This window comes from Variovorax sp. P4_B11 (assembly GCF_056402355.1).
On sequence record NZ_JBFUHO010000070.1, the window covers coordinates 24059 to 34380 of the forward strand.

The window sequence follows — 10322 nt, forward strand, 5'->3', positions numbered from 1 at the left end:
CCGGGCGGGCAGGCATCGAGCCAACCCTGGGGGCGAGCCTATCGAGCAACATCCGTGCCCCGACTGCATGCCCCGCCTACACTCGCACCATGCTTGTACTGGGAATCGAATCCTCCTGCGACGAAACGGGCGTGGCGCTGGTCGAGGCCGGCGCCAGCGGATTGCCGCGCCTGGCCGCGCACGCGCTGCACAGCCAGATCGCCATGCACCAGGCCTACGGCGGCGTGGTGCCCGAACTGGCGAGCCGGGATCACATCCGCCGCGTCCTGCCGCTGACCGAGACGGTGTTCTCTGAAGCCGGCCGCCGGCTGTCCGAAGTCGACGTCGTCGCCTACACGCGCGGCCCCGGCCTGGCGGGCGCGCTGCTGGTCGGCGCCGGCGTGGCCTGTGCGCTGGGTGCAGCGCTCGGCAAGCCGGTGCTCGGCGTGCATCACCTCGAAGGCCACCTGCTGTCGCCTTTCCTGAGCGCCGATCCGCCCGAGTTCCCCTTCGTCGCGCTGCTGGTGTCGGGCGGCCATACGCAGCTGATGCGGGTCGAGGGGGTCGGGCGCTACGAACTGCTCGGCGAAACCATCGACGACGCTGCCGGCGAAGCCTTCGACAAGAGCGCCAAGCTGATGGGACTGCCCTATCCCGGCGGCCCCTGGCTTGCCAAGCTGGCGGAGGCCGGCGATGCCGAGGCCTTCAAGCTCCCGCGTCCGCTGCTGCACAGCGGCAACCTGGATTTCTCCTTCGCCGGACTGAAGACCGCGGTGCTGACCCAGGCCAGGAAGCTCGGCGAACAGCTCGAGGACCGCAAGGCCGATCTCGCCGCCTCGACCCAGGCCGCGATCGTCGAGGTGCTGTTGAAGAAGTCGATGGCGGCCATCGAGCAGACCGGGCTCGACCGCTTCGTGGTCGCCGGCGGCGTCGGCGCCAACCGCATGCTGCGCCAGCAGCTCGATGCGGCCTGCGCGAAGCGGGGCGTCCGGGTGCACTACCCGGAGCTTCACCTGTGCACCGACAACGGCGCGATGATCGCGATGGCGGCGGCGATGCGGCTCGCGGCCGGCGTGCAGGCGCCGACCGAGCGCTACGCCTTCGACGTCAAGCCGCGATGGCCATTGGCATCGCTGGACTCGTCGCTGCAGGCCGCCTGACGCCTTCGCGGGCCAGCGACGGCAGCGGCAGCACATCGAGCATCTTGCGCCAGAGCTGAGACCATTGCGGCCAGTCGTGGCCGCCCTCGGTGGTGAACACGTGGCCGGGCGGAAGCGCCTCGGCCAGCAGGTGGTGGTTGGAGGCGAAGCGGTCGCCGAGCCCGAAGCCCAGATACAGCGGCGGCAGGTGCTTCGCGCGCTGGGGCGAGGCGTACTGCTGCAGCCACGGCCACAGCTTGCGATCGACTTCCTCGTCCGGCGGCGGTCCTTCGGGCGCCTTCCAGGTGCGCAGTCCGCCGGCCTTGTGAATCTCGGCGCCGATCGGCCGCCGGCCCAGGTAGGGCGCCAGCGCGACGATGCCGTCGACCGCGCCCGGCTTCGCCAGTTCATGGATCAAGGCGCCGAAGCCGCCGATCGAGATGCCCACCAGCCAGATCGACTTGTAGCCGACGGCACGCTGCGGCTGGAGCACGTCCTGGTGCAGCCGCTCGATGAAGGTCTGGTCGTAGTAATAGGAGACGTCTGCATCCACCAGCAGGGCGTCGGCCTCGAATTCGCGTTCCCGGACGGCATTGACGAAACCCTCGCGCTCGAATTCCTCCGGCTTCAGGAAAGCACCCGGAAGGAATACCAGCAGCGTGTCGGACCGGACATGGCTCTTTGCGAACTTCAAGTGCGTTTTCATGGCGCTTCGATCGGCGCCCGCCACCCGCTGCCTGTGCAGTTCGACGACCTTGGACGCTAGTTAAGAAGAAAGCATTGAAAAATACGTCACAGAACGTGACGAATTTCGCACTTATTGTGAGCCATAAATACGTATGTTGCCGCAACAGAAAGTTACAGCGGCGGGCATTTTTCTAAGAAGCATGGCGCCCGGATCGAACCGGGCGCAGGCACTTCTCGCTTCAGTTGATGGCGAGTTGGGCGACGTTGCTGACCGGAACGCGCTTGCCGAGCTTCAGGCTCAGCACGCCGTTCTCGAGCTTGGCTTCGCTGGTGGCGACATCGATGTCCTGCGGCAGCTCGTAGGCGGCCTTGACTTGGCGCTTGGCTTCGGCCTTGCTCTCGATGCGGACCACGGCGCCTTCGATGCCGATGCTCAGGTCGTCGCGCGACAGGCCGGGCACGTCGAGCGTGAGGGTCCAGGTCTTGTCGTCCTGCTCGACGTTGAGCGAACGCTGGACGCCGGCGAAGGCTTCGCTGACGAAGTGCTCCAGGCTGCGGTCGTAGGCGCGCGGAACGTAACGGGCGGTGCGGACTGCGGGTGCGAAGAACATGGTGAGACTCCTGAGTGATGACGATCGGGACAAGAATGTGTGTCCCTTACACTTCGCGGCGATTCAACAGAACATTGCCGCATGCCATCCCATCTAGGCGCGGCGGGAGGGGTTTCAAGACAATGAGTTCGAGCTTTATTTGGCGCCGCAAGGCCTTGAAATTGGCTGCCCTGGCGCTATGCGCGAGCACCGTGCCGGTGTTGCGCGCGCAGGCGAAGCCCGCGATTCGCATTGCACAGATCGAAGGCCTGAGCGGTCCCTTCGCCAATACCGGCGAGGCCTCCTTCCGCAATCTCCTGTGGGCGGTCGAACGGATCAACGATCGTGGCGGCGTCAAGCTGCCCGGCGGCCCACGGCTGCTCGAACTGCTGCGCTACGACAGCAAGAGCCAGAATGAAGAGGCCTTGTCGGCGTTGCGTGCCGCGATCGACGGCGGTGCGCGAATCGTGATGCAGGGCAACTCCTCGGCGGCGGCGGGCGCGTTGATCGACGCCATCGAGAAGCACAATGCGCGCGATCCGGACCGGCGCGTGCTGTACCTCAACTACGCGGCGGTCGATCCGACGCTCACCAACGAACGCTGCAGCTACTGGCATTTCCGTTTCGATGCCCATGCCGACATGCGCGTCACGGCCCTGATGCAGGTGCTGCAGGAAGACAAGGCGCTGCAGCGGGTCTACCTGATCGGGCAGGACTACAGCTTCGGGCAAGCGGTGCTGCGCGAATCCCGGCGGCAGCTCGGCGTGCGCCGAGCCGATGTGCAGATCGTCGGCGAGGAACTGCACCCGATCGGCAGGGTGAAGGACTTCGCGCCGTACGCCAGCAAGATCATCGCGAGCGGCGCGCAGGGCGTCGTCACCGGAAACTGGGGCAACGATCTCACGCTGCTCGTCAAGGCGGCTCGCGAGGCCGGCTTCAACGGCACCTTCTACACCTTCTACGGCAATGCGCTCGGTGCGCCCGCGGCCATCGGCGAGGCCGGCGTCGGCCGGGTGTTCGCCGTCGCCGACTGGCTGCCGAATGTGCAGACACCGCAGTCCGAGGCCTTCTACCGGGCCTTCCGCACGCGCTTCCCCAAGGCCGAGGACGACTACATCCACATGCGCATGCAGCTCATGATCGAGGCGCTGGCACAGGCGTACGAGCGGGCCGGCAGCGTCGATGCGGTGGCTGTCGCGAGAGCCCTCGAAAAGGCCGATGTCACCCTGGCTGGACAGCGCGGACGCATGCGTGCCGCCGACCACCAGTTCCAGCAGTCGCTGGTGGTGGGCGTCATGGATCGGCAGGGCGCGCCGGGCGTGAAGTTCGATGTCGAAGGCTCGGGCTACGGCTTCCGGGTCGTGAAGACCATTCCGGCCGACCGCGCCGAGATGCCCACCAGCTGCAGGATGCAGCGCCCCTGACGTTGCGCGCCGGCAAACTCAATGCAAGGAAAGATGACCATGCGCGATGCGATCCAGAACCTCGAAGCCTCCAAGATCCGCGAGGTGGCCAATGCCGGCCTCGGCCGCAGCGACGTGCTGGCCTTCTGGTTCGGCGAGAGCGACGAGGTGACGCCCGAGGTGGTCCGCCAAGCGGCCATCGATTCGCTGCAGCGCGGCGAGACTTTCTATGCCCACAACCTCGGATTGCCCGAGCTGCGGGAAGCCGTCGCCGCCTACATGAGCGGCCTGCATCCGAAGATCGAGGCCTCGCGCATCGCGATCACCTCGGGCGGCGTCAGCGCGCTGATGCTGGCGGTGCAGGCACTGGTCGACGCCGGCGACGAGGTGGTGGCGGTCACGCCGGTGTGGCCGAACCTCACGGCGCAGCCCGCCATCCTCGGAGCGCGCGTGCGCTGCGTGTCGCTGGTGCCGAGGGCAGGGCAGTGGACGCTGGACCTGGACGCGCTGCGCGCGGCGGTCACGCCGGCCACGAAGCTGCTGATCGTCAATGCGCCCAACAACCCGACCGGCTGGACGCTGACGCGGGCCGAGCAGCAGGCGATCCTCGACCATTGCCGTGGGACGGGCACCTGGATCCTGGCCGACGAGGTCTACGAGCGGCTGTACTACGAGCCGACGCCCAGCGGCTGCGCGCCCAGCTTCCTCGACATCGCGGGTGCCGACGACCGGCTCGTGGTCGCCCACAGCTTCAGCAAGAGCTTCCTGATGACCGGCTGGCGGCTCGGCTGGCTGGTGCTGCCGCCGTCCCTGATGGACGGCATGGGCAAGCTGATCGAGTTCAACACCTCCTGCGCCAGCGTCTTCACGCAGCGCGCGGGGATCGCGGCGCTGGCCCACGGCGACGAGATCACGCCGAGGATCGTGGCCCACCTCAAGGCCTGCCGCGACACGCTGCTGCCCTTGCTGGCCGAGGTTCCCGGCGTCAAGGTCGCGCCGGCGCGCGGCGGCATGTACGCCTTCTTCCAGCTCGAGGGCTTCGGCGATTCGCTCGAGGTCGCCAAGCGCCTGGTGGTCGAGGCCGGGCTCGGCCTGGCCCCCGGCAATGCCTTCGCCCCCGAAGCCCAGGGCTGGCTGCGCTGGTGCTTCGCCTCGAAGGACCCGCAGCGGCTGGTGGAGGGCGTGAACCGTCTCAGGCGCTGGCTGGCCGCACAGCGCTGACCAAAGGCCGGCGCAGCCCGGCCCCTTGGTGAAACACCGAGGAACCGGCTTTGCCGGGCCTCTGGTGTTGCCCCCGGTAGGGGGTGGGCGCCCGGACACGAAGTGCCGGGCAACCTGGGGGGCGAGCTCGGTATATAATCCCAAAGCTTTGCATTCGGCAGAGCGCACGGTGGGTGCAGTTCCAGCGCACACCGCAAGTCAAACATCCCGAAGAGATTTCAATCGCGGGACCGGAACAAAGGAAACACACATGATCGCAGCCTCCATCAAGGCCGAAGTTGTCAAGGACAACGCCCGCGCCGCCAACGACACCGGCAGCCCCGAAGTGCAAGTCGCACTGCTGACCGCCCGCATCAACGAGCTCACGCCTCACTTCAAGACGCACGCCAAGGACCACCACGGTCGCCGCGGCCTGCTGCGCATGGTGAGCCGCCGCCGCAAGCTGCTGGACTACCTCAAGTCCAAGGACGCCGACCGCTACACCGCGCTGATCGCCAAGCTGGGCCTGCGCAAGTAAGTCGAATCGCATGCAAAAACGCCTGGGTTAGTCCGCTAGCTCAGGCGTTTTTTACTTCGGAGCCGCAAAAACAGAGCGAAGCTGTGTCATTCCAGAGAGGTTCTCCGCCGAACTTCCCTGGAATGGCATCGTGTTCTGGCAAGCGCTCCGGCCCCCGCGGGACCCGTGGCCATCACGGAATGCACCGCCATCCAAACAGGAGCACAACATGAGCCTCTTCAACAAAGTCACCAAGTCCTTCCAATGGGGCGGCAAGACCGTCGTCCTGGAAACCGGCGAGATCGCGCGCCAGGCCTCCGGTGCCGTGACCGTCGACATCGAAGGCACCGTGGTGCTGGCCACCGTGGTCGCCTCCAAGTCGGCCAAGCCCGGCCAGGACTTCTTCCCGCTGACCGTCGACTACATCGAGAAGACCTACGCCGCCGGCAAGATCCCGGGCAGCTTCTTCAAGCGCGAAGCCAAGCCCAGCGAACACGAAACCCTGACCTCGCGCCTGATCGACCGCCCGATCCGTCCGCTGTTCCCCGAAGGCTTCCTGAACGAAGTGCACGTGGTCATCCACACGCTGTCGCTCAACCCCGAAGTCGATGCCGACATCGCCGCCATGATCGGCGTCAGCGCCGCGCTGTCGATTTCCGGCATCCCGTTCAGCGGCCCGATCGGCGCCGCCCGCGTCGGCTACATCAATGGCCAGTACGTGCTGAACCCGGGCCAGACCGCGCGCCGCGATTCGCAGATGGACCTGGTCGTCGCCGGCACCGAAGCCGCCGTGCTGATGGTCGAGTCCGAAGCCCTGCAGCTGAGCGAAGAAATCATGCTCGGCGGCGTGGTGTTCGGCCATGAGCAAGCCAACATCGCGATCAACGCGATCCACGAACTGGTGCGCGATGCCGGCAAGCCCGTGTGGGACTGGCAGCCGCCGGCCGAAGACGAAGCCTTCGTCGCCAGGGTCAAGGGCCTGGCCGAAGAGAAGCTGCGCGCGGTCTACCAGATCCGCAGCAAGCAGGCCCGCACGCACGCCCTGCGCGAAGCCAACGCCAGCGTGATGGAAGCGCTGAAGGAAAGCGGCGAGCCCTTCGACGCCGGCAAGGTCAACGACCTGCTGTTCGCGATCGAATCGAAGATCGTCCGCGGCCAGATCCTGTCGGGCGAACCCCGCATCGACGGCCGCGACACGCGCACCGTGCGCCCGATCGAGATCCGCAACGGCGTGCTGCCCCGCACCCACGGCTCGGCCCTGTTCACGCGCGGCGAAACCCAGGCGCTGGTCATCACCACGCTCGGCACCGAGCGCGATGCGCAGCGCATCGACGCGCTGATGGGCGAGTACGAAGACCGCTTCCTGTTCCACTACAACATGCCTCCGTTCGCCACCGGCGAAGTCGGCCGCATGGGCTCGACCAAGCGCCGCGAAGTCGGCCACGGCCGCCTCGCCAAGCGTGCGCTGGTCGCGGTGCTGCCGAACAAGGAAGAGTTCCCCTACACGATCCGCGTGGTCTCCGAAATCACCGAGTCGAACGGCTCCTCGTCGATGGCCTCGGTCTGCGGCGGCTGCCTCTCGATGATGGACGCCGGCGTGCCGATGAAGGCCCACGTGGCCGGCATCGCGATGGGCCTGATCAAGGAAGACAACCGCTTCGCGGTGCTGACCGACATCCTGGGCGACGAAGATCACCTGGGCGACATGGACTTCAAGGTGGCCGGCACGACCAACGGCATCACCGCGCTGCAGATGGACATCAAGATCCAGGGCATCACGAAGGAAATCATGCAGGTCGCCCTGGCGCAGGCCAAGGAAGCGCGCATGCACATCCTCGGCAAGATGCAGGAAGCGATGGGCGAGGCCAAGGCCGAAGTGTCGACCTTCGCGCCGCGCCTGACCACCCTCAAGATCAACCCCGAGAAGATCCGCGACGTGATCGGCAAGGGCGGCTCGGTGATCCGCGGCCTGCAGGAAGAAACCGGCACCACGATCAACATCGACGAGGACGGCACCATCACCATCGCCTCGACCGATCCGGAAAAGGCCGAAGCGGCCAAGAAGCGCATCGAGCAGATCACCGCGGAAGTGGAAATCGGCAAGGTCTACGAAGGCCCGGTCACCAAGATCCTCGACTTCGGCGCGCTGATCAACCTGCTGCCCGGCAAGGACGGCCTGCTGCACATCAGCCAGATCGCGCACGAGCGCGTCGAGAAGGTCACCGACTACCTGAGCGAAGGCCAGATCGTGAAGGTCAAGGTGCTCGAGACCGACGAGAAGGGCCGCGTCAAGCTGTCCATGAAGGCCCTGACCGAGCGTCCGGCCGGCATGGAATTCAGCGAGCGCCCGCCGCGTGAAGACCGGGGTGACCGCGGCGATCGTGGCGATCGTGGCGGCGAGCGCCGCGAGCGTTCGGACCGTGGCGATCGTGGCGGCGACCGTCCGCCGCGCACCGAGCGTGCACCGCGTTTCGAGAACAGCGAGCGTGGTGGCGATCAGCCGGCGGAGCAAGCCGTCGCCGAGCAGCAACCGGCGCAGGAATCGAGCCGCGGCGGCGACCACCAGGCCTGAGGGGCGGCGATGGCGGCAACGCCATCGCACCACCCTGGGCATGCGCGCCGCCCCGCGTTCTGCGCGGCGGCCGCTACTCGGAAAGAGACCATGAAAGCCATTGAGATCACATCGTTCGGCGCCCCCGAGGTGCTGCGCATGGTGGAACGTCCTGCGCCGGTGGCCGGCGCCGGCGAATTGCTGATCCGCGTGGCCGCGAGCGGGGTCAACCGTCCCGACGTGCTGCAGCGGACCGGCAACTACCCGGTGCCCCCGGGTGCCTCCGACCTGCCGGGCCTCGAGGTCGCGGGCGAGATCGTCGCGGGCGACGAGCGCGCGCTGGCCGAGGCCGGATTCAAGATCGGCGACCACGTCTGCGCCCTGGTGGCCGGCGGCGGCTACGCCGAGCTGTGCGTGGCGCCGGTGGCGCAATGCCTGCCGGTGCCCAAGGGCTGGAGCGATGTCGAGGCCGCCACGCTGCCCGAGACCTTCTTCACGGTCTGGAGCAACGTGTTCGAGCGCGGCCGCCTGCAGCAGGGCGAGACCCTGCTGATCCAGGGCGGCTCGAGCGGTATCGGCGTGACCGCGATCCAACTCGGCAAGGCGCTCGGCGCCACCGTGATCGCGACGGCCGGCAGCGACGACAAGTGCGACGCCTGCCTGAAGCTCGGCGCCGACCATGCAATCAACTACAAGACGGCCGATTTCGCCGAGGAGGCCAAGCGCCTGACCGGTGGCAAGGGCGTCGACGTGATTCTGGATATGGTGGCCGGCGGCTACGTGGCGCGCGAGCTCGACTGCCTGGCCGAGGACGGCCGGCTGGTGATCATCGCGGTGCAGGGCGGCGTCAAGAGCGAGATCAACGCCGGACTGGTGCTGCGCCGCCGGCTCACGGTCACCGGCTCGACCTTGCGGCCGCGGCCGGTCGCCTTCAAGGGAGCGATCGCCAAGGCGCTGCGCGAGAAGGTCTGGCCGCTGCTCGAGAGCGGCGCGGTCAAGCCGATCATCCACAGCCGCTTCGCCGCGGCCGGTGAGCCCAGCGGCGCCGCGCAGGCCCACGTCCTGATGGAATCGAATCAGCACATCGGCAAGATCGTGCTGACCTGGTGAACAAGAACGACATGACGACCAAGAAGAAGCTGATCGCCGGCAACTGGAAGATGAACGGCAGCCTGGCTGCCAACGAGGCGCTCGTGAAGGCCTTGCTGGCGGGTGTCGGCACGCCCGCCTGCGAGGTCGCGGTCTGCGTCCCGGCGCCGTACCTGGCGCAGGCGCAGTCGCTGCTGGCCGGCTCGCCGATCTCGCTCGGTGCCCAGGATCTCTCGGCCCAGCCGCAGGGCGCCTTCACCGGCGAGCAATCGGCGGCCATGCTGAAGGACTTCGGCGTGCGCTACGTCATCGTGGGACATTCGGAGCGGCGCCAGTACCACGGCGAGACCGATGAACTCGTGGCGGCCAAGACCGCCGCCGCGCTGGTCAACGGCATCACGCCGATCGTCTGCGTCGGCGAGACCCTGGCCGAGCGCGAGGCCGGGCACACCGAGGAAGTGGTCAAGCGCCAACTGGCCGCGGTGATCCACGTCAACGGCCATTGCATCAGCGAGATCGTGGTCGCCTACGAGCCGGTCTGGGCCATCGGCACCGGCCAGACGGCGACGCCGGCGCAGGCGCAGGCGGTGCATGCGGTGCTGCGCGCCCAGCTGCACCACGCGGCGAGCGAGCACGCCGCGGGCATCCGCATCCTCTACGGCGGCAGCATGAACGCGGCCAACGCGGCCGAGCTGCTGGCCGAAGCCGACATCGACGGCGGCCTGATCGGCGGCGCGTCGCTCAAGGCCCCCGATTTCCTGCAGATCATTGCAGCGGCCCGCTGAAGCGCGCGGCCGACGACAAAATTTAGGAGTTAGAACGAATGAATGTGGTCCTCAACATCCTGGTGGGCGTGCAGATGCTCACCGCACTCGCGATGATCGGGCTGATCCTGATCCAGCACGGCAAGGGCGCCGACATGGGCGCCGCCTTCGGCAGCGGCAGTGCCGGCAGCCTGTTCGGTGCCAGCGGCAGCGCGAACTTCCTGTCGCGCACCACCGCGGTGCTGGCCGCGGTGTTCTTCGCCTGCACCTTGCTGCTGGCCTACTTCGGCCACGCCCGGCCGGCTGGCGGCGGCAGCAGCCTGCTGGAGCGCGCGGCCATTGGCGCGCCGGCGGCGCCGGCAGCTGCGCCCGCAGCCCCCGATTCGGCGGCGCAGATCCCGAG

General features: G+C 67.6%; 10 protein-coding genes. 8 read left to right on the forward strand and 2 right to left on the reverse strand.

Going from position 1 to position 10322, the window contains the following annotated elements; translation table 11 throughout:
- Nucleotides 1-89: 89 nt before the first annotated feature.
- Nucleotides 90-1139 (forward strand): tRNA (adenosine(37)-N6)-threonylcarbamoyltransferase complex transferase subunit TsaD, encoded by a 1050-nt coding sequence (gene tsaD, locus AC1DYD_RS35170; protein WP_478177363.1) that lies wholly within the window; start codon nucleotides 90-92, stop codon nucleotides 1137-1139.
- On the opposite strand, the gene AC1DYD_RS35175 is transcribed toward tsaD, so the two are convergent.
- A complete protein-coding gene (locus AC1DYD_RS35175; RefSeq protein ID WP_478177364.1) occupies nucleotides 1087-1824 on the reverse strand; it encodes an alpha/beta hydrolase-fold protein in 738 nt (245 codons plus the stop codon). The two genes, tsaD and AC1DYD_RS35175, sit on opposite strands and share 53 nt — an antisense overlap.
- Before the next feature lie 220 nt (nucleotides 1825-2044).
- Nucleotides 2045-2416 (reverse strand): Hsp20/alpha crystallin family protein, encoded by a 372-nt coding sequence (locus AC1DYD_RS35180; RefSeq protein ID WP_478177365.1) that lies wholly within the window; start codon nucleotides 2414-2416, stop codon nucleotides 2045-2047.
- Between the two features lie 122 nt (nucleotides 2417-2538).
- On the opposite strand from AC1DYD_RS35180, the gene AC1DYD_RS35185 reads away from it, so the two are divergent.
- From AC1DYD_RS35185 to secG, 7 genes are all read left to right on the forward strand, one after another.
- Nucleotides 2539-3819, forward strand: a complete 1281-nt coding sequence (locus AC1DYD_RS35185) for a branched-chain amino acid ABC transporter substrate-binding protein (protein ID WP_478177371.1) — start codon at nucleotides 2539-2541, stop codon at nucleotides 3817-3819.
- 21 nt (nucleotides 3820-3840) lie between these two features.
- Nucleotides 3841-5019, forward strand: a complete 1179-nt coding sequence (locus tag AC1DYD_RS35190) for a pyridoxal phosphate-dependent aminotransferase (RefSeq protein WP_478177366.1) — start codon at nucleotides 3841-3843, stop codon at nucleotides 5017-5019.
- A 250-nt stretch (nucleotides 5020-5269) separates the two neighbouring features.
- Nucleotides 5270-5536, forward strand: coding sequence for a 30S ribosomal protein S15 (rpsO, locus tag AC1DYD_RS35195; protein WP_007837783.1), 267 nt, complete (start codon nucleotides 5270-5272; stop codon nucleotides 5534-5536).
- A 208-nt stretch (nucleotides 5537-5744) separates the two neighbouring features.
- The gene (pnp, locus tag AC1DYD_RS35200; RefSeq protein WP_478177367.1) at nucleotides 5745-8087 is read left to right on the forward strand and encodes a polyribonucleotide nucleotidyltransferase; all 2343 of its coding nucleotides are present in this window, start codon (nucleotides 5745-5747) and stop codon (nucleotides 8085-8087) included.
- Between the two features lie 90 nt (nucleotides 8088-8177).
- Nucleotides 8178-9176: an NAD(P)H-quinone oxidoreductase gene (locus AC1DYD_RS35205; RefSeq protein ID WP_478177368.1), complete on the forward strand. Its 999-nt coding sequence runs from the start codon at nucleotides 8178-8180 to the stop codon at nucleotides 9174-9176.
- 11 nt (nucleotides 9177-9187) lie between these two features.
- A complete protein-coding gene (gene tpiA / locus AC1DYD_RS35210; protein WP_478177369.1) occupies nucleotides 9188-9940 on the forward strand; it encodes a triose-phosphate isomerase in 753 nt (250 codons plus the stop codon).
- A 38-nt stretch (nucleotides 9941-9978) separates the two neighbouring features.
- Nucleotides 9979-10322, forward strand: a 344-nt coding sequence (gene secG, locus AC1DYD_RS35215; protein ID WP_478177370.1) for a preprotein translocase subunit SecG, incomplete at its 3' end; no start/stop codon positions are given.